At 53.2% G+C, this 19,687-nt stretch carries 16 protein-coding genes and 2 tRNA genes; 12 read left to right on the forward strand and 6 right to left on the reverse strand.

Features of this window, described 5'->3' with window-relative positions:
• The first annotated feature begins 5 nt into the window (after positions 1 to 5).
• The 3 genes from ACLD72_RS16730 to ACLD72_RS16740 are packed head-to-tail and all read left to right on the forward strand — an operon-like array spanning position 6 to position 6,221.
• The gene (locus ACLD72_RS16730; RefSeq protein WP_411002558.1) at positions 6 to 1,916 is read left to right on the forward strand and encodes a histidine kinase; all 1,911 of its coding nucleotides are present in this window, start codon (positions 6 to 8) and stop codon (positions 1,914 to 1,916) included.
• Complete coding sequence (locus ACLD72_RS16735; RefSeq protein WP_411002559.1) at positions 1,913 to 3,496, forward strand: helix-turn-helix domain-containing protein; 1,584 nt, start codon at positions 1,913 to 1,915, stop codon at positions 3,494 to 3,496. The genes ACLD72_RS16730 and ACLD72_RS16735 overlap by 4 nt, the downstream gene beginning before the upstream one ends.
• A gap of 31 nt (positions 3,497 to 3,527) precedes the next feature.
• Entirely contained in the window at positions 3,528 to 6,221 is a 2,694-nt protein-coding gene (locus tag ACLD72_RS16740) for a beta-mannosidase (protein ID WP_411002560.1), read from the forward strand.
• A 3-nt stretch (positions 6,222 to 6,224) separates the two neighbouring features.
• Here ACLD72_RS16740 and ACLD72_RS16745 read toward each other — a convergent pair whose 3' ends face one another.
• The 4 genes from ACLD72_RS16745 to ACLD72_RS16760 form a co-directional block, all read right to left on the reverse strand.
• Positions 6,225 to 7,262, reverse strand: coding sequence for a hypothetical protein (locus ACLD72_RS16745; RefSeq protein WP_411002561.1), 1,038 nt, complete (start codon positions 7,260 to 7,262; stop codon positions 6,225 to 6,227).
• Between the two features lie 136 nt (positions 7,263 to 7,398).
• Positions 7,399 to 9,420, reverse strand: a complete 2,022-nt coding sequence (locus ACLD72_RS16750; protein ID WP_411002562.1) for a Na+/H+ antiporter — start codon at positions 9,418 to 9,420, stop codon at positions 7,399 to 7,401.
• A 146-nt stretch (positions 9,421 to 9,566) separates the two neighbouring features.
• Positions 9,567 to 10,091, reverse strand: a complete 525-nt coding sequence (gene nrdG / locus ACLD72_RS16755; RefSeq protein ID WP_411002563.1) for an anaerobic ribonucleoside-triphosphate reductase activating protein — start codon at positions 10,089 to 10,091, stop codon at positions 9,567 to 9,569.
• The gene (locus ACLD72_RS16760) at positions 10,088 to 12,073 is read right to left on the reverse strand and encodes an anaerobic ribonucleoside triphosphate reductase (RefSeq protein ID WP_411002564.1); all 1,986 of its coding nucleotides are present in this window, start codon (positions 12,071 to 12,073) and stop codon (positions 10,088 to 10,090) included. The genes nrdG and ACLD72_RS16760 overlap by 4 nt, the downstream gene beginning before the upstream one ends.
• 486 nt (positions 12,074 to 12,559) lie before the next feature.
• Here ACLD72_RS16760 and ACLD72_RS16765 point away from each other — a divergent pair, with 486 nt between their 5' ends.
• From ACLD72_RS16765 to ACLD72_RS16775, 3 genes are all read left to right on the forward strand, one after another.
• Complete coding sequence (locus ACLD72_RS16765; protein WP_458476026.1) at positions 12,560 to 12,853, forward strand: hypothetical protein; 294 nt, start codon at positions 12,560 to 12,562, stop codon at positions 12,851 to 12,853.
• Positions 12,854 to 12,896: 43 nt separating this feature from the next.
• Complete coding sequence (locus ACLD72_RS16770) at positions 12,897 to 13,196, forward strand: MTH1187 family thiamine-binding protein (protein WP_251593252.1); 300 nt, start codon at positions 12,897 to 12,899, stop codon at positions 13,194 to 13,196.
• A gap of 203 nt (positions 13,197 to 13,399) precedes the next feature.
• A tRNA-Thr gene (locus tag ACLD72_RS16775) sits at positions 13,400 to 13,472 on the forward strand.
• A gap of 211 nt (positions 13,473 to 13,683) precedes the next feature.
• Here the strand turns inward: ACLD72_RS16775 and ACLD72_RS16780 are convergent.
• Entirely contained in the window at positions 13,684 to 14,367 is a 684-nt protein-coding gene (locus ACLD72_RS16780; RefSeq protein ID WP_411002566.1) for an NAD(P)-dependent oxidoreductase, read from the reverse strand.
• A 294-nt stretch (positions 14,368 to 14,661) separates the two neighbouring features.
• Here ACLD72_RS16780 and ACLD72_RS16785 point away from each other — a divergent pair, with 294 nt between their 5' ends.
• The gene (locus ACLD72_RS16785; protein WP_411002567.1) at positions 14,662 to 15,216 is read left to right on the forward strand and encodes a TetR/AcrR family transcriptional regulator; all 555 of its coding nucleotides are present in this window, start codon (positions 14,662 to 14,664) and stop codon (positions 15,214 to 15,216) included.
• A gap of 114 nt (positions 15,217 to 15,330) precedes the next feature.
• Complete coding sequence (locus tag ACLD72_RS16790) at positions 15,331 to 15,783, forward strand: VOC family protein (protein WP_251592416.1); 453 nt, start codon at positions 15,331 to 15,333, stop codon at positions 15,781 to 15,783.
• Between the two features lie 52 nt (positions 15,784 to 15,835).
• Here ACLD72_RS16790 and ACLD72_RS16795 read toward each other — a convergent pair whose 3' ends face one another.
• Positions 15,836 to 16,744: a LysR family transcriptional regulator gene (locus ACLD72_RS16795; protein ID WP_411002595.1), complete on the reverse strand. Its 909-nt coding sequence runs from the start codon at positions 16,742 to 16,744 to the stop codon at positions 15,836 to 15,838.
• Positions 16,745 to 16,887: 143 nt separating this feature from the next.
• Here ACLD72_RS16795 and ACLD72_RS16800 point away from each other — a divergent pair, with 143 nt between their 5' ends.
• The 4 genes from ACLD72_RS16800 to ACLD72_RS16815 all read left to right on the forward strand — a co-directional run bounded on the left by ACLD72_RS16800 (position 16,888) and on the right by ACLD72_RS16815 (position 19,645).
• Positions 16,888 to 17,907, forward strand: a complete 1,020-nt coding sequence (locus ACLD72_RS16800; RefSeq protein ID WP_411002568.1) for an alpha/beta fold hydrolase — start codon at positions 16,888 to 16,890, stop codon at positions 17,905 to 17,907.
• A 457-nt stretch (positions 17,908 to 18,364) separates the two neighbouring features.
• A complete protein-coding gene (locus tag ACLD72_RS16805) occupies positions 18,365 to 19,036 on the forward strand; it encodes a hypothetical protein (protein ID WP_411002569.1) in 672 nt (223 codons plus the stop codon).
• A 26-nt stretch (positions 19,037 to 19,062) separates the two neighbouring features.
• Positions 19,063 to 19,362, forward strand: a complete 300-nt coding sequence (locus tag ACLD72_RS16810) for a hypothetical protein (protein ID WP_458476030.1) — start codon at positions 19,063 to 19,065, stop codon at positions 19,360 to 19,362.
• Positions 19,363 to 19,569: 207 nt separating this feature from the next.
• Positions 19,570 to 19,645 (forward strand) — tRNA-Thr (locus tag ACLD72_RS16815).
• Positions 19,646 to 19,687 lie beyond the last annotated feature (42 nt).

The raw sequence follows: 19,687 nt of genomic DNA on the forward strand, positions 1-19,687 counted from the left end.
GCATTATGCGCGGCTGGCTGACTTCATCGCTGCAGCGGCGGCTGTCGGTGGTGATCGCGGGGTCCATGATCGTGCCGATGCTGGCGCTGGGCCTGTTTGCCTTTCTGATCTCCTCCAACATCACCGAGGAAAAAACCAAGCTGACGGGCAGCGACATGCTAAAGCAAATGGACGCCAACCTGCGGTTTATGCTGGAGGACATCGAAACGCTGTCGATCTTCCTGATCGGGGAGCGCGATTTGCAGGTTTACCTCAGCAGAGACGAGGATGTGGAAGCCGAGCGGACGGCGCTCGTCGGGCGTATGACCAATCTGGCCGCTTCCAAGCATTATATCGCCAATATCGCCGTTTACCCGGAGCGGTTTGACGCTGGTTTGTCCACGGCGACGTGGTACGAAAGCGAGCTTCCGGCGGCTGCCAAGGAAGCTATCGCCGCCGGGGGAAAAAGGTGGTCGGACGTTTACCGGATTCGCGATTATGCTGGGGATACGCAGGTCATCACCTTGTTTCGGCCGATCCGCAGCATCTACGATTTCCGCCATCTCGGCTGGCTGGCGATCAGCCTGGATGAGCGGGAAGTATCGCGGAATTGGAATGCGCCGGATTTCGGCCAGGGGGCGGGCAGGATTGAACTGATCAGTGCGGAGGGAACGATTCTCTCCTCCGCCGACAAGTCGCGGCTGAGCCGGCCGTTGGCTGCCTATGCGCCCGGCCTGCTCGCGCTGCTGACGGAAGACGCCGGCCGGCAGCAGACCGGGAGCGGCAGCGTCATATACGGCGAAGGCGGCGGGAAGTCGACCGTCCTCTACCGCCGGGAGCCGCTTACCGGCTGGATTTTGCTCGGGACGGTGCCGTATGAGCAATACCGCGCCGAAAACCGCTACATCCTGACGCTGACAGCCGCCGTTGTGGGGGTATCCGTCGTGGTCTGCGCCGCGCTGATTTGGCTGACGGTGCGCCGGATCACGCTGCCGCTGCGTGTTTTGACCCGCCATCTGTCGCGGATCGATCCGGAGCGGCCGCTGCCGCGTTTTCCGGCCACCACGGACGATGAGATCGGCCGGCTCGGGCGGAGCTACAACATGCTCGGCGCACACATCGAACGGCTCAAGCAGGAGGTCATCCGCGGCGAGGCGCGCAAAAAAGAGGCCGATCTGCGGGCGCTACAGGCGCAGATCAACCCGCATTTTCTGTACAACACCTTGTCTTCGATCCATTGGATCGCCCTGATGGCGGACGAGAAGCGGATAGCCAACATGGTCGAGGGGCTTAGCGATTTTTTGCGGATCAGCCTGAATCAAGGCAAGGAATACTGCCCGGTGGAGCAGGAGCTGGCGCATATCCGGAATTACGCGCGGGTGCAGTCGATCCGTTTTCCAGACAAATTTACCGTCGACTATATCGTGGACGAAGGGCTGTTGGATAAATGGATGCTGAAGCTGCTGCTCCAGCCTTTGGTGGAAAACGCACTGATCCACGGCATTCAGAAACGCGAAGGCCCCGGAACGATCACCATTCTGATCCAGCCGGAAGGAAGGCGGATGAAGGTGGCGGTCCTGGATGACGGGCCCGGCATGACCCCGGAGCGGCTGGCCGAGGTGCGCCGGATGCTGGAGCGGCGGACACGGGGGGAAGCTGTTCCTGCTGCGGTTGGGGAGGCTTGTGGAGGAACTGCTGCCGATGGGGTTCGAGGAGTTGATGCCGATGGGGTCCGGGAGACCCATGGAGGGGTTGGTCCCGCTGCCGTGCGTGAGACCCCAGGAGAGGCCGTCCCCCATGCCGGATACGGGCTTGGCAATGTGCACGAAAGGCTGCTGCTGCATTACGGCCGGGACTCGGGGCTGGAAGTGGATAGCAGGGAAGGTGAAGGGACGGAGGTTGCTTTCTCGATTCCGATCATGGAGGTATCGCCATGAAACTGTTGATCGTCGATGACGAGGTCATTATCCGGACCGGACTGGCGAGCGTTATCGCCTGGAACGAGCTGGGGCTGACGCTGCTGGCTCCGGCGGCATCGGCCGAAGAAGCGCTGCGGCGCATTCGTGAGGAGAAGCCGGAGATTTTAATGACGGATATCCGCATGAGCGGCAAAAACGGACTCCAACTGGCCGAAGAAGCGAAACGGATGCTGCCCGCGCTGGAGGTTATCATATTGTCCGGTTACGGGGATTTTGCCTATACCCAGCAAGCGATCCGCCAAGGGGTAGGCGACTATTTGCTCAAAACGAGCAAGCCGGAAGAGATTATCAAGACGGTGCTGCAGGCCAAGCAGCGGATTGCGGAGCGCCGCGCCGAAGATTCGCGGGCAATGCGGCTGGCGCGCGAGGAGCGGCAGCGGCTGCTGCTCAAGTGGATCGTCGAGGGCGAGCCGTTAGCCGGAGACGCGTTTGCCGCCGGCTTGGCGGAAGCCGGAGGAAGCGGGACGGTGAAGCAAGCGGACCGCTGGCAGGCGCTGCTTCTGTGCGCCGGCGGCTGGGGGGCGGATGGAGCGGCCGGCGGGCTGCTCCGGTTTGCCGTGCAGAACATGCTGGAGGATTTGATCCCCAGCGCCGCAGTGCTGATCCACCGGGAATTCATCGTCTGCGCCGTCCCGCTCGCCGCCGCTGAACCTGCCGGGGCCAAGCGGTTTAAAGGCGCCTTCGAGCGGATCGAAGGCTTGCTCAAGTGCCGGCTGCGGATAGCCGCCGGAGAGGCGGTGGTAGGCGCGGAGCAGGTGCACCGGAGTTACGCCACGGCCGCTGCCGCGTTCAAATACCATGATTTGCTGGCGGGGACGATGTTCGATTATGCCGATTTGGCGGGGCGAAAAGGCGGAAAAACGGTGCTGACCCAAGAGGAGGAAAACGCCCTGGGGATGATTTTGCTGGATCATGACCGGATGGCCTTAAAAGCGTGGACGCAGGAGTTGGCCGATACGCTGACGGCGGACCCGGAATGCACGCCTGAATCGTTCCGGGCCTGCCTTCATTCGGCAGCGGCCATCGGGCACCGCTGGCTGGAACGGACGCTCCGTGCCGTCGGCCGCGAGGAGAAGGTACGCATCGAGCCTTGGCCGCAGGAGCAGCCGGAAGCCGGGAGGCTGAAGGATGAGCTGTTCCGGCATCTGCTTGGCATTATGAACATGTATCACACGTCACCCGGGGCAAGCCAGATTTCCCACGTTCAGCGGGCCAAGGCGTATATGGCATCCTGCCCGGCGGAGGCGCTTAGCTTGCAGCAGGTGGCCGCGTACGTACACCTACACCCCGGCCATCTCAGCGAGCTGTTCAAAAAAGAAACCGGGAGCACGTTCGGCGACTTCGTGACCGGGATACGGATGCGCCGGGCGATGAATCTGCTGGCGGTGACCCCGGCCAAGGTGAGCGAAATCGCCGCGATGACCGGGTATGAGGACGTGAAATATTTCAGCCGCCTGTTCAGAAAGCACACGGGAAAAACGCCCAGCGAGTTCCGCGAGGAGGCGCTGGACGGCGGTTTGCTGTATGGGGAAGCATAAACCAAATTTTTTCGGGAAGTAGGGAAGCAGCATGGAATTGTCGGGTCCTTGGAAACTGCAGCATTTTGAAGTAGGGGAAAAACCTGCCCATGAACTGGCGGCGCCCGGTTTGGACGACCGCTTTTGGATTGACGCCGCCGTGCCGGGGGACGTGCATTCGGCGCTGCTGGAACGGAGCATCATCGACCCTCCGTATTTCGGGCATAACGACGCCAAATGCCGCTGGATCGAGGGCAAGGAATGGTGGTACCGCACGCCGTTTACGCTGGACGCCGCGCCCGAGAAAGGGGAGAGAATCGAGCTTAAGTTCGAGGGGCTGGATACGTTTGCGGCGGTTTATGTCAACGGGCATGAAATCGGCAGGACGGCCAACATGTTCCGGGAGTATGTTTTCGACGTGACACGGGTTGTGCGCGAGGGCTGGAATGTGTTGGCCATAAGGTTCGATCCGCTGCATTTGCATCACCAGGACAAGGAACAGTTCGAATGGTCCTCCTATACAAAAGAACGGCCCTGGATCCGCAAGGCGGCAATGAATTTCGGCTGGGACTGGGGGCCGAGAATCGTGACCGTGGGCATCTGGGGCAAGGTGCACCTCACGCGCCGCAAGCTGGCCAAGCTGACCGGCGTGTACGCCTGCACGCGGTCCGTGGAGGCGGGGGAAGCGGTGCTTCATTTTAGCACGGAAGCCGAGGTTTTCCGGAAAGGGACGTTGGCCGAGGCCGCGGTCCGCTTGCTTGATGCCGAAGGGAGGGAGGCGGCGTGCATTGTTCTTCCGATCCTTGGGGAGCAAGGGGCGGGAAAAGGCGGCGCTGCCGGGGGCGTAGGTAGTTTCGTTGGTGGAGGTGAAGACGGCGGTAGTGGCGTAAGTAGCGCCGGTGCTAACAGAGCCGACACCAGCATCGGCACCGGCTACACCCACGCAGGCAAAGCTTTCGGCCGGGTCGAAGCCGAGCTGCGGGTCCGCGATCCCCGGCTGTGGTGGACGCACGACTTGGGCGAGCCGTATTTGTACACGTTGGAGGTCGTGCTGCGCGCCGAAGGGGAGGAAGTCGACCGCTGCATACAGCCGTTTGGCATCCGCACGTTGGAGCTTGCCCTACGTAACGACGATGGCAGCAATGCGTTTGCTTTTATCCTTAATGGGGTTAAGGTTTATGCCAAAGGCGCCAACTGGATCCCGGCCGACAACCTGATCGGCTCGATCCCGGAGCCGACCTACCGCGGGCTGATTGACCTCACCGTGGAGGGCCGGATGAACATGCTGCGCGTCTGGGCGGGCGGTATCTACGAAAAAGAGGTTTTTTACGATGAATGTGACCGGCGGGGCGTGCTGGTGTGGCAGGATTTTGCTTTCGCCAACGCCTTGTTCCCCGATTTCAACCGGGACTTTATGGACAACGTGCGGCACGAGGTCATCGATAACGTCAAAAGATTACGCAACCGCGCGTCCCTCGCGCTCTGGTGCGGCAATAACGAAATCGACTGGCTGTACGATATGAAAAGCGCCGCCGGGGATATTACCGGGCCTTTTTTCGGGGAGCGCATTTATCATGATCTGATTCCGGAAGTGCTGGCGGAACTGGACCCGGCGCGCCCGTATTGGCCTTCTTCGCCTTACGGGGCAAACGGCGGCTACGACGCCAACGACCCGCACACCGGAGACCGCCACAACTGGCAGGTTTGGCACGGTTCGGTGTACCCGCGGATGCAGGGGGAGAAGCCGCAGCTCGACTACAGCATCGAAGGCGTGACGTTCAAAAATTACAAGCGGGATTTGGCCTTGTTCAGCAGCGAATTTGGCATGCACGCTGCGGCGAACCGCTACACGCTGGAAAAAAACATCCCCGCCGGCCAGTTTGTCTGGGGGAGCGCGGAGATGGCTTACCGCAACAAGGATACGAACCACCGCAAGGGCATTTTGCTGATGGAGGGCTATACAGGGATTCCGCGCGATATCGAGGAATACATGGATTTTTCGATGTTGACGCAGGCGGAGGGATTGAAGTACGGGATCGAGCATTTCCGGCGGAACCGGCAGCGCAACAGCGGCGCGCTCGTCTGGCAGCTTAACGACAGCTGGCCGGGCACGAGCTGGTCGATGATCGACTACGAGCTGCTGCCAAAGGCTTCTTTTTATTATGCCAAAACGTTCTATAACCCCGTGCTGCTTTCGCTCGAGCATGAGCCGGACGAACCGCTGCAAGTGTGGGTGGTCAATGATACGCTGGAGCCGCTGCGGGGGACGGTGGAGCTGACGGTGCACGCCTTAAACGGCGGTGCCGTCTTGTACCGGGCCGCTTTTGCGGCGGACATTCCGCCGCAGTCCGCGGTGCGGATCGGCGCGGTGGAGGAAGCGGCAGCCTTGCAAGGGGCCGCGCCGGAGGAGGTGATGGCCGGGCTGTCCGCCTCCGGTTTTGCCGCCCCGGCGAACCGCTACTATTTGCGTGACCCGAAGGATTTGCGCCTGCCGGAAACCCGGCTGGACGTACAGGTCGACGAGGCCGCGCAAGCGGTGACGGTGACCGCGGCGGGTCCGGGGGCCGCGCGCTTCGTGAAGCTGGAGCTGCCGCTGGGCCGCGTCCGCTATAGCGACAACTACTTTGATCTGCTTCCCGGCGAAAGCCGGACGGCGCACATAAGCCATCCGGATGGGCTGGCCCTGCCATGGGCGGAGCTGCGGGTTTCCGCCTTGAACGGCAAGCGCGGCGCCTGCGGTATCTAAGGCTTAATCCGCATTTCCGGCGAGAACGCGGTCGCGGTATTGTTTTACCGCGGGAACATCGGTTTGCTTGCCGTTTTCTTTGGTGAACACCTGCCAATCCGCATTTTTCAGCACGTCCAGAAAGCCTTGCACGGCCGCGGCCGTTTTTGTGCCCGGGTACGTTTTGACCGTGTGTTCGTAACTGGCCTTAACCTCGTCGGTTAATTTGAAGGTATCGAAATCGAAAATCGGCGTATTGTCCAGCCCGTACAGATAGGTTGTCAAGTAGCGGGTATAAAACAGCTTTTTGGCTTGCTGTGCCTCAGGCGTTCCTGCATATTGCGTAAAATATTTTTCAGCGGCGACGGCTCGCTCGGCCAATTCATCCCAAGTGATGACGAGCCCGCCGTCGCTGGCCATTTTGGCGTCCGAATCCATGGCAAGCAGCGCAATGAAGTCCTGCATTTTTTCGCTTAGCGCCGAACTGTATTTTTTTAGCGCTCCGTAGTTGACCACGGGAAACACCATGCCTTCGGCCGTTTCCAGCTTGTAGCCGCCGGCCAGGGCGCCCAGGACGGTTTGGCGGACGGCATCGTCTTTGATCTGCTTCAGCTGTTCGTCCGGAATGGGCCAGCCGAGTTCGGAGAGCGCCTGGGTAACGGGTTCTTCAGCAAATTTATCCTGCGTTTTGAGCAGGTCTTCCTCGTAAAAAGCGAGCAGCTTTTGCATCAGCAGGCCGGCGTCATCTTGAGGCAGGGCCGCCAAATGTTCATCGAAAAAGACCCAATAATCCTTGGCTTCGGGATCACCGGTTTGCAGACGCTCAAACTGTTCAAGGATTTGCTTCCGTTCGGAGCCGGACTCCGCCGCAGCGCCATTTCCGCTGCTATTTTTACTTCCGCCAACGTTGTTTGCTTGTCCCGGCGCGTTTTGTTCCATACCGGTTTGCCCGGGTCCCGGGCCAGCAGCCCCCTCTTTATCGGCGCATCCCGTTAATAAAGCCCCCGCCAACATCGCGGTTAGCGACAGCGACAGCATGATGTTTACAGTTGATCGCGGCATTTGCAGGTACACTTCCTCCCGTAATTTATCTTGTTTACTTGACGAACGAGCGGGGGAAAAGGTTCCTTGCGCCGAAAAAAAGGGCCGCTCCAAAGGTTGGAAAACCAACCGGAACAACCCTTGTTTGAAATTCGTTTTATTCCGCGTGCTCGATCAGCGTGACGCTTTCGACCTGGTTGACCATTCTTCTGAGCTCCCGGGCCTGTTCCCAATTGATGCTGCCGGCTTCGTACATGTTGTGGATTTCCGCGCGTTCGGCATCCATCACCTGGATGCGCAGCTCTTCTTTCTGCGCTTCCATCTGTTCGCTGAATTGCGGCCCGGGACTGGTCAAGTGGGCGATCACCCGCTTGTATTGGAGCATCACCCTTTGCAGGGCGAGGTCCTGCTCTTTTTCCCGGGGTAGGCCCTTCAAGTACTCGAGTGCCGCTTGCAGCGCTTGAAGCTGGATTTCCTGGCCGTGGCGCAGCCCGGCAAATTGCCGGTACTTGCGGGTGGCCCGCCGCCAGTCGCGGACGGCGCTGCCGACCAGGAATGAAATGCGGGCGCGGGCGGTTCGGCAGAGCCCTTCTTCGCGAAGGTCCAGCGCCTTCTCGAAGGTTTCGAACATCTCCTTGCTCATTCCGCCGCTTTGCATCGTTTCGTGGATGTAATTCCGTTCGGCTTTTAGCGCGGCAAGCTGGATTTCGGTCATTTTCCCCAAAGCTTCCGACCGCTCCAGCCTGTGGGCGTTCTGCTGAAGATACACGGGGCGGAACAGCCTTTTGTATTCGTCCATCAATTGATAGGCGGCGGCTTTGTTGTGCTCGTTCATTTCAGCTTTAATCTTCTGCACCGCAACCCGCAGCAGCCTGCTTCGGGCCTCGGCCATGTCGATGTATTCGTCCGTCGCTTCGCCTTCGGCTGCTCCTTTGCTGAACAGCGGCAGCAAAAGGGTGGCGGCGATCAGGGTGAACAATATGACGCCCGCGGCCAAAAACAGGATGAGCGAACGCTCGGGAAAAGCCTGTCCGCTGGCGACCACATAGGGAATGGACAACACCCCGGCCATCGTAACGGCGCCGCGGACGCCCGTCAGGCTGACCAGAAGGCTGTTTTTAACGCTCGGTTTTGCCGCGGTCTCAGGTGATTTGGCGGCTTTATATTCGTACAGGGAAAAGAAATAAGACCAGACGAAACGGATCGCTAAAATGGCAACCCCGATGGCCAAAACGTAGCCGATCGCCAGCGTATTGCCGATGTTGGGGTTTTCCACCGTGGCGCGCATGGATGACGGGATGATCAGCCCCAGCAGCAGGAAGACGACTCCGTTCAGGATGAACAGCACGGTTTGCCATATATTTTCCGTCAAGACCTGCTCCTCGGCGAGCATCGTTTCCGTTCGTTCCCGCAGCAGGGAATGCACGATGCCGCCCACGACGACCGCAATGACGCCGGAAGCGTGCAGGAGGTTTTCGGTGACGATAAAAATAATAAACGGGGTCAGGATCTGCAGAAGCGAATGCAGGGTGGCGTCCTGAATGCCCTGTTTGCGGAGCGAAAACCGCAGCCAGGTCATGACCAGGCTGAGCACGAGGCCCAAAACGGCGCCAATGATAAACATGTATGTAAAGTCGTAAACAGCTTCTCGCAGCGAAAAATAGCCGGTCACGACCGCCGCGACCGCATAGTTGAAGGCAACCAGGCCGGAAGCGTCGTTGATCAGCGACTCGCCCCGGACGAGATTCAGCACTTTGTCCGGAATGTGAATCCGCTTGGCGATGCCGTTCACGGCGACGGGGTCGGTTGGCGAGAGAATGGCCGCTAACGCGAAGGCGGCGACGAGCGGGATTTCCGGAATGATGGCGTGGATGAAATAACCGCCGCCGATCGTCGTCAGCAAAACGAGGACGATGGCGTTGCCTAAGATCGGCCCCCGCAGTTTCCACAGCTCTTCGCGGGGGAAATGCCTTCCGTCGTTGTACAGCAGCGGGGCTACGAACAACAGCAAAAACCATTCCGTTTCGATTTCCAGATGAATCCCGTCAAACGCCAGCGCGATGGCGATGCCAAACACAATTTGGGTGAGCGCGGTGGGGATAAACGGGATGTAGTGGCTGATGATGTTGGAAACGACCAGACAGATAAGCAGTAAAATAACCGTAATCAATAAATCCATGTATCAATCTTCCTTCCCGAACGGATTGCTTTGCAAGTCGACATTATTCTATTATATCCCACTTTTTAAACTGAAGATAAACAAAGCGTTGGGGGAAGCGTCCGAAAAAAAAGAGCGCAGCCATCTGCGCTCTTCGAGGATTCAATTTATCGCATGAACGGGAGGCTTGGCTCCCAAAGAACCGCTTGTCCGCTGTCCAGGCTTTGCCGGATATCGATCAACCGTTGATTCGAACTGCCGCAGTAAAGCAGGGCAGGGTCGCGAAGCGCTTCGACGAAACGCCCGTCCACCAGCACCTCGCAGCGCCGCAGCAGTTCGTATTCGGGGGACCCGGGATGCTCTGTCAGCTCCTCATACGTATATCCGCTGTAAATCCAAATCGAAATCGGCCCGGTCTCCGCCACAAGCCGGTCGATAAACCCGCTGACCTCGGCGGCGGAGAAGAAGGGGTCTCCGCCAAGGATCGTCAAGCCGCTCAGCAGGGGGTTGTTTTTAATGTCATGAATGATTCCGGCTTCCCGTTCCGCTGTGAATGGCTCGCCGTAATTGAAATTCCACGTCTCCGGGCTGAAGCAGCCTTTGCAGTAATGGCGGCAGCCGCTGATGAAGATCGCGGCCCGCAGGCCTTCGCCTTCATTGATGGATTCCGGGTAATAGCCGCAAATATTCATGCGTCGTGTTTGACCCGGTCGCGGACTTCCGCTTGTTTAGCAGCGTTGAACCGCGTTTGGTAATCTCCCGTCAGGTATCCGGTGACCCGGCGCAGGCGGCGGATGTGCACGTCGTTCTCATGGCTGCCGCAGGAAGGGCAGGTTGCCCCGATAATGCCTTCGAAGCCGCAAGCCGAGCAGCGGTCGATCGGATGGTTGATGCTGAAATAGCTGACCTGCTGCTGCAGGGCGTATTGAACGATTTTCAGAAAAGCGGCCTGGTTGTTCCGGGCATTGCCGTTGAGCTCGATGTATGAAATGGCCCCCGCGTTGCAAAGCCCATGGAACTTGGCTTCCAGCTCGATTTTTTTTGCCGCGCTGATGTTGTAATACACCGGGATGTGGAACGAATTGGTGTAGTACTCTCTGTCCACTACGCCCGGAATCGGGCCATAAACCGCGTGGTCACGTTTCGTGAACTTTCCGGACAAGCCTTCCGCCGGCGTGGCGAACAGGGTAATGTTCAAATTATGAATATCGCTTTGGCGGTCGCAATAATCGCGCATGTAGGAGATGAGTTCGTACGCTTTTTGATAGACAGCTTCATCCTCGCCATGGTGCTTGCCGTACATCGCCTTCATGCATTCCGCCAGCCCGATGAACCCGATTGACAAGCTGCCGTGCTTGAGCAATTCGCCGACTGCGTCCTCCGGCCCGAGGTGTTCGCCGCCTTCCCACACGCCTTCGCGCATCATAAAGTCGGATGCCTTGGCTTTTTGGGCCGCTTGAATTTTAAACCGATGCAGCAGCCCTTCCAGGGCGATGTCCATGTAATGCGTAAGCTCGCGGTAGAAGCCGCGCTCGTCCGCCTCTGCCCGCCGTCCCAGCGCAATGCCGTGCTCCAGGCCGAGCTTGACCAGGTTCAGCGTGTTGAACGACAGGTTGCCTTTGCCGGAAAGATGGTTCCGGCCGAAGCGGTCGGCCAGCACCCGGGTGCGGCAGCCCATCGTGGCGAATTCCGTATCCGGATCGCTTGGGTCGTAATGCATAAGGTTAAGTGGGGCGTCCAGGTTGGCGAAGTTCGGATACAACCGTTTGGCCGAGCATTCCACCGCTTTCAGGAACAGCCCGTAATTCGGTTCGTCCGGGTTCTGGTTGACGCCTTGTTTGCATTTGAAAATCTGGATCGGGAAAATCGGCGTTTCCCCGCTGCCCAGCCCCCGCATCGTGGCCGTCAGCAGGGAGCTAATCACCATCTGCCCTTCGGGCGAGGTGCAGGTGCCGTAGTTGATGCTGGTGAACGGGATTTGCCCGCCGGCCCGGCTCGACATCGTGTTGAGATTATGGATCAGGCTTTCGGCCGCCTGCAGCGTTTCGGCTTCGGTTTCCTTCAGGGCAAATTTAAACGACTTCGGATAACGCTCTTGCAGGTCACTGCGGCTCATCGAGATGTCCCCGTTCCCGGCCAATTCGGCGTCGCGGGCACCTTCTTCGAAATATTCCAGGCCTTTGCGGAAATATTTCTCGAATGATTTGGCCACATAAGGGGCGAGGTCGAAGTCCAGCTTGTTGGCCGATACGCCGCCATACTGGGAGTTTTGCTGGGATTGGAAAATGATCGCCACCAGCGCCATCGCGGTCATGATCGAATTCGGCGGTCTGACGCTGCCGTTGCCGGTGTTGAACCCTTCGCGCAGCAGCTTTTCGAACGGGATGAAAATGCAGTTCGTTGTCCCGATCGCATATTGGTCGAGATCATGCACGTAGACGATGTTGTCTTTAATCGCCTGTTCCACCCGTTTGGGCAGGATGAAATAAGTCGCATACCATCTGGCGTACTCGCTGCCGAATTTACTCATTTTGCCCGAGAAGCTTTCGCCGTTCAAATTCGCGTTCTCGCGCAGCACCTCCAGGTTGCGGCTTTGAATGATTTCCTCGCCCATTTGAATGACTTCATCCAGCATGGTGTCCCGGCCGGTGAAGGTTTGGTTTAGCAATGCCATATTAAAATGCTCCTCCCCAAAAGCTAATTTAACACTAAGTAAAAAGGCATCTCCAACCTGCCCAGGTTGAACATGCCCGAATGCGCTGCCTAGTGAAGCTTCTTCTACAACGGCTGTCGATCCAATAAGGCATATGTAAAAGCTGCATACGGACATCATGCCAGTTCCTCGCAGGTTTTAGCGGTTTACACTATATTTTGTTTCGCTGAAACAAGATTAGCACAATATATTGTGTTTAAAGTGTGACTTGCATCACATGGACAAGCCGGAATCCGGGACAAATCCGCCGGAGCCCGCGGGCGATGCGCGAAGCGGGGAGGAGAAAAAAATTTTGTGCTTTTTTTGGGGGAGCCACCTAGAAATCGGTACTTGATAGCCGGTTAGTGGTACGGCGAACCGTTCGCCAGCCGACTGTCGGTTGCTGGAACGGCCGGCCGTTCGTTGGCAAACCACCGGTTGCTAGAACAGCCACCTACTGGTCGACCGTTGGCCAAGCGCTGGTTACTGGAACGGGAAACCGCCGGCCTTCAAAATAGCGGAACTTTATGTACTTATTATCCGGGGCTGAGCATGTTCATCCCCATTAGCGGAATTTTTTGTTCTTATTTTCCTATGAACGGTCCAGATTGCGGGTATTTTGTTACGGTCCGAGAAAATAGCGACATAAATTTCCTTTATTTTCTCAAATTGACGGATCTCGCCGGAATAACGACATTTTTTGCCCTTATGTTTTTGAGCCCCTTTTTGTTTGTATTTACCGGTGGGGAATTGATAAAATAGTACTCGGACGGGAATTAAATATAGTAAAGTGAGGGGAACGAAAATGGCGATTGCGGAAGTGACGGTTATTCCGATTGGCACGGGCAGCACCAGCCTCAGCTCTTATGTGGCCGAGCTGCAACGGGTGTTGGAGAAGCAAGAAGGTATTAAGTTCACGCTGACGTCGATGAGCACGATTATTGAAGGGACGCTGGACGACGTATTCGCGGCCATCCGGGCGATTCATGAAGCGCCGTTCCAGTCGGGCGCCGGCCGGGTGTCGACCTCGATCAAGATCGACGACCGCCGCGACAAAGCGAGTTCGTCCGAGCAGAAGCTTCAATCCGTGAGGGAGAAGTTGTAGTGCAAGCGGTTTGGTTGTGGCAGCATTGTGATAGCGCCACGTGTGTGGTGGGACCATGTCGTTGACCGTTGCGCGGCACGCAACGTGCGCCGGAAGCACCACGAAATCCGGACAAAACGGGCTTGCGCAAAATTCCCAAACTTTAGGGCTTGCATTATTTTTAAAACACGGTATAATAATTTTTGTTCGCTAAAAGTGAACTTGCTGATGTAGCTCAGCTGGTAGAGCAACGCATTCGTAATGCGTAGGTCGGGGGTTCGAATCCCTTCATCAGCATCTCCATAATGTAAAGCACGGCGCGGCTTCCGAGGTTTTCGGGGGCCGCGCTTTTTTTGCGTAAAAAGGGAACTTCTAACATTTGATGCTTTAAAGCTTGGTGCAGATGTTGTTATGGCGTGTGTATAGGCGAATGACACCGTTCTGTTGCGAAAATATTAACCGGGGACCGTCGATCTTCGGCTATCTCCTTCCCTTTAAAATAACCTCATCACCGCCCAACGTTAACGATCTTCCTGATCCAGGTTGGCTCATTTGTCGCCGCCCGTACGAGGCAGTCGGCGCAGTCTGCGAAGGAAAGCGGCAGGAATGGAGCGATGCGGGTGGAGGGGCCTGCTGTATATTTCGAAGTGGCGGCTACGTCGCTAAGTGCGCCCGGTCGTACAATGGTCCAATCCAGGTCGCTCTGTTGCACTGCACGCTCGGCAATGGCCTTGTCCTCGACCGCCTTCGAGAAGATGCGGCCCGAAATGCGTATGGCCCAGCGATTGAGCGTGGAAAGCTCTTTTCCGTCGCTTAGACCGATGCCGCTCTGCATAACGAAGCGCTTGACATCGGCGCTCTGACAGGCTGCCAGGATGTTCGAGATACCCTCGGACATGACGGTGCCTGGCGAAAAGTTTTTGAGGATGCTCGTGATGCCCTCCGGCATTATGGTGCCCGGCGAAAAGTTTCTGGTCGGACCTATGCAACTAATTACCGCATCAGTATCGGCCAAGGCCTTGGCAATGTTAGGCATATCGAGCACGTCTCCCTGTCGGACGCTGAGGCGTTCTGTGGGGGCGATGACTTCCGGCCGACGAGCCACGGCTACAACCTCGTGTCCCAATTCAAGTGCTCGCTCTATCACTTTCCTGCCTGTCGTACCCGTCGCTCCAATTACCGTGATTTTCATTGAATAGTTCCCCCTTCGAATATGTTGATTATTACCTCTACCTGTGCCTGCTCCGCTAGACAGCACGGCTGGACTGCCAAAGCTTTGAAGCAGCTTGCCATTTGCAAAGAGGATCGGCTCCTACTGGTTTCAATTAATATCCGCAAAAAATACACATTAGTGTATTAGATAACAACTGTGTATAATATAAACGAAAAAGAAGGTATCCGTAATTACCAAATAGCCGTAATTTGTGCATTTGTTCACGAATCATTTAAATTGTGTATTTTTCCAGAAAGCTTGGTGACTCTCGCAATGTTTAAGGTGGATAGAAGAATAATCAAATCTCAAGAAGCGATAAAAAAAGCTTTTATTGAACTGATGACTGAAAGAAATTTTGATCAGATTACTATACAAGAAATTTCCGATAGGGCAAATGTTAGCCGAAGAACAATATATCTTCACTACATGGATAAATATGATCTTTTAGATAAGCTAATCGAAGAACATATTTACGAACTACGGGAACTTTGCGAATTAGCAGTTAATAATACCGATTATATTGATACAGTATTGTTATGGTTCGAGTACTTTGAGAGTCATTATTTATTCTTTTCAACGATGTTAGCGAGTAAAGGGGGCCCTTTTTTTCGCAGTCGGTTCCTTGAATTTGTCCTCCAAGAGTTAAAGAATGAAGAAAACATAACCGATGGAAGATCTCAAGAATTAAGTGACGGTGAAGATGTGAGTATTCAATTTTTTGGAGCTGCTATCGTAGGGGTAGTGGAATGGTGGTTCAAGAACGGAAAGCCCTACCCCTCTCACTGCATGGCACAACGAGTGGGAGCATTGTTAGGTAGGAATTTATAATCGATTCATGAACTGTGACAAGATGTTAATCTTTTGCAAGGAGTTGGCAATTCTTAATAGAATAAATATGAAGATGATCAGGTAATAAATTTGTACACATAAGGAGATAAAACTATGGCAAAAAACAAATTACTAAGAATGGACAATGTTGGCATCGTTGTAGAATCCCTTGATAACGCAATCCCGTTCTTCGAGGAGATTGGCTTGAAGCTCGAAGGGCGAGCTACTGTCGAAGGTGAATGGGCTGGCCGCGTAACCGGGCTGGGTTCACAGTGTGTAGAGATTGCTATGATGGTTACCCCGGATGGCCACAGCCGACTTGAACTTTCGCAATTTCTCACCCCGCCTACTATATCAGATCACCGAACTGCTCCTGTAAATGCCCTCGGTTATCTACGCGTCATGTTCACTGTTGAAGACATTGACGAAATGGTATCCAGACTCACTAAGTATGGTGCTCAGCTCGTTGGCGAAGTGGTTCAGTACGAGGACTCGTATCGGCTCTGCTACATTCGTGGAAATGAAGGACTTCTAATCGGTTTGGCGGAACAACTCGGTAATAAATAAGTGACGTTTATAGCTCGAACGGTGCCAGCTCGGGAATTTTTTTATGAATAGGCTAAACAGTTTTATTCCCCTCTTCTATAGCCATAACCTCTCTTGCTGCTTCTATGAAAGATAATATGATGGGTGAAAGCCACTTGTCTTTATGCCATGACATCTGTGTATACACGTGCAAGTCCGGAATTTGCCATGGAAGAGCAATAAGTTCGCTCCGTTCAACTTCGGCTTCCGCTACGATTTCAGGAAGAAAGGCAATACCGATTCCCGAAATTGCACATTGTTTAATGGCCTCAGCGCTTTGAAACTCCAAATACGTAATACTATCAATGCCCTCTTTCTCAAATGACCGGTCAAACATGGTGCGATAGGGACAGCCCTTTTCATTCGTCAGGAACACTTCTCCGTGAAAATCTCCTAGCTGTAGCACAGTTCGTTTTGCAAGCGGGTGATCTGGAGCAGCGAACAAGCGGAAAGTTTCTTCCACCAACGGTTCCACGGCAAGTCCGCTCGAGCGAATGGGTTCGTCCAACATAAAGACAACATCCGCGGTTCCCTCAAAGAGTGTTTGCTTGAGCTCTTGATTTGGAACGGAGCGGAAGATCAAACGAACTCCCGGATGCTGCGAACGAAATCGTTGAAAGACAGCGGGAAGCCGATAGGCGCAAATAACCTCATTGGCACTTATCGTTAGGGTGCCGCTTAGAACTTCATTGTCATGAACGGCGTTGCGAGCTTCGTCCAATTTATCTAGAACGCTTTGAATATGAGTTAAAAAGCTTTTACCCGCAGTTGTAAGAACGAGCTGCTTGCCCAAACGGTCAAAGAGACGAACACCAAGCTCATCCTCCAATGCTTTGATTTGCATCGTGACGTTGGAGGGGACATAGCCCAGCACTTCCGCAGCCCGACTGAAATTTAACGTTGATGCAACCATGCGGAACGTATTCAGTTGACGCAATTCCATCATACAGTCCCCCTTTTACTTTCAATATTATTGAAGACTACTTTGAATTCTATTCACTTTTATTGAGGGTACCACAAGCCTATACTAAGTACAAGAAATACAATTTAAATGTGTGGTTTCATGTTGAAGGGGGAGACAATACGATGGATTATGAGATTTTTGATTTGGGTGACGTAACCTTGCAATCAGGAGTGACGTTACCGAGCGCTTTTCTCGCTTATAAGACTTATGGAAAATTGAATGAAAAGAAAGATAATGTCATCGTCTATCCAACTGCTTTTGGCGACACGCATGTTCAGAATGAATGGTTGATTGGAAACGGCATGGCACTGGATCCGCGAGAATATTTCATTATCGTTCCTAATCTGCTGGGCAACGGATTATCTTCGTCTCCCAGTAACACGCCTCCCCCATTCGACCGGGCTAACTTCCCGCAGATAACTATCTATGACAACGTTCAATTTCAGCATCGGCTGGTGACCGGAAAATTCGGTATTCACAAGATCGCTCTCGTAGCAGGATGGTCAATGGGAGGTATTCAAGCGTTCCAATGGGGGGCAAGTTATCCGGATATGGTGGAACGAATTGCGCCTTTCGCCGGAGTTGCCAAGCCTTGGCCCCAAACGTATCTGGTCCTGGACGGAATGAAAGCTGCGCTCATGGCTGCCGCCCGCTTTGATTCAAGTAAACTAAACCAGTTGACTTCTGCAGACATGCGTGCCGTTGGCCGTGTCTATGCGGGATGGGGCTTATCGGATGCGTTTTACAGGGAGGAACTTTATCGTGAACTTGGATTCGACTCATTGGCAGGTTTTGTGGCGGGTGTCTGGGAAGATAGCTTTATGAAGATGGATCCGCACAATGTCCTGGCCATGTTATGGACCGGACAAAATGCAGATATTAGTGCAAATCCCACCTATAACGGAGATTTCGATAAGGCGCTCAAAAGTATTAAAGCGCTCGCCTGCATCATGCCTGGGAGTACGGATCTCTTCTGCAAGGCGGACGATAACGAATACGAAGCTAAGCGTATACCTAATGCTGTTTTTAGTCCTATCGAGTCGATCTGGGGCCATTTTGCCGGTCGTGGAATCAACAATGCCGATAATAAATTTATTGATGACAATCTAAAACGCTTGCTCACGCTTAGTACAAACGGATAGATCATCATTAGCATTAGAGTGTCCAGTCAGGAATAGCAAGATTTGCAATTAACGCACCTCATCCAAACAGGAAGAACACTTGCCCCACTATTTAGAGCGGGACGGGTGTTCTTTTGTTTATTTCCAGCTTATTTATTGCAGAAGGGATCGAAGTTCCGGATCTTGTGGTCTAATTGAAGGTACGAACCTTAATTTTTTATTTTGTAGAGTTGAGGCAGGCACGGGATGCTTTTGAGGTAGATCCTTATTGATTTCGAATTTTCATAAAAGCGGATAGAAAGCAAGCATCTATAAGTTAAAATAATTCTATTTTATTCAAAGTATAATTTCCAATAATCCCCTTATCGAATTAATCAAATATGTTAAAAATGTGAAATAAATGGTATTGATGTTGATTTATAACTTAATTGGAGTTATGGTTTTATAGGAAATAAATTCCAAGGAGGTTTTTTGTGATATGAGTAGGAAAAGGATGGTATCAAGTATTGCCTCTGGTATTCTGTCTTTTGTGTTGTGTATTCCGCTTGTTGCAGCTGATGATTTTGCAGCGTCAAGGAATCCTGCCGATAATGTTGAAGCTTCGATTAATGTCCAACAAGAAGTTTCCGATATGCAAATGAGTGATGTTTTGACTTTTGATGAATTGGTCTCAACCTATGCTAATGATAGTGGTATTTCTGTGGAGCAGGCTAGAGAAACTCTCCTTTCTAATTTTTATTCTGGAAAAAGAACGAAAACAGCCACTATAAGTCCACAATTAGCCACATATAGGACCTTTACTGCACAACTTAACGCTATGAAGAGTTATAAACCATCCTTGAAATTCTATTGTGAGACAACTGAAGGTGGTTATTCTTTTTATGGTATATTAAAAGTTCTGAGCACTACTATGAACAGAGTGTATCAAGGTGTATCTAAGCAATACGCTGGTACGGTCTACACTAATTTAGAACATGCTAATAGAATTCACTATATAGTCAGTGGAGATTTTTATGACAATGGGACGACGACTATTTCTGGTGGTGGTACAGCTGGTATCGGCGAATCGTTTGAACTTTCATTTAGTGTTTCCTACTCTAGTAACTGGTACGCAACAATTTATGAGGAAGATGATTATGATTGGGATTAAGTTGAGTAAGTAGACTTGCAGTTACCATGGAGGATGTTTTTCTTTCCTTCATGGTAACTATTATTTTAGATTTATTATCCTATTTTATTGAAATTTTTACTGGAGGTCGTAACTTGAGCAGTAGTGGTAAGATAGTGATTCTTTTAGTTAGCCTCATTGTAGGAATATTAATTATGTTTTCGCCAGTTTTTATTACAGGATCTTATTATAATGTTAATCAAGTAATGGGAAATCTTTTGAGTGCTGAGTTGATCGTAAGGACTCTTGCTGTGGTTATCGGTCTAATTATTATCTATGACGGTGTAAAGACCTTTTTCAAAAATTAAAATTATTTAAATGGGAATTTTCTTTGGTATTTTAGCGGGGATTATGTTTTGAGCTTTAAATGAGAATTGCCGAGGATCCGCTGAACTACGAAATATACCTGATAAGTCTAAATCGTTTATGATAACTTCTAACAAAATTTCTAACGGCATTAATAAAACTTTATAAGTATTTGAATCTTAGAAAACTCTTGTTTTATGGGCTTTTAAGACCTTATTAGGCCCTACAAATCACTACGGTGACGCATTCGTAATGCGTAGGTCGGGGGTTCGAATCCCTTCATCAGCATCTCCATAATGTCAAGAACAGCGCGGCCTCCGAGGTTTT

The organism is Paenibacillus lacisediminis, from assembly GCF_046567315.2.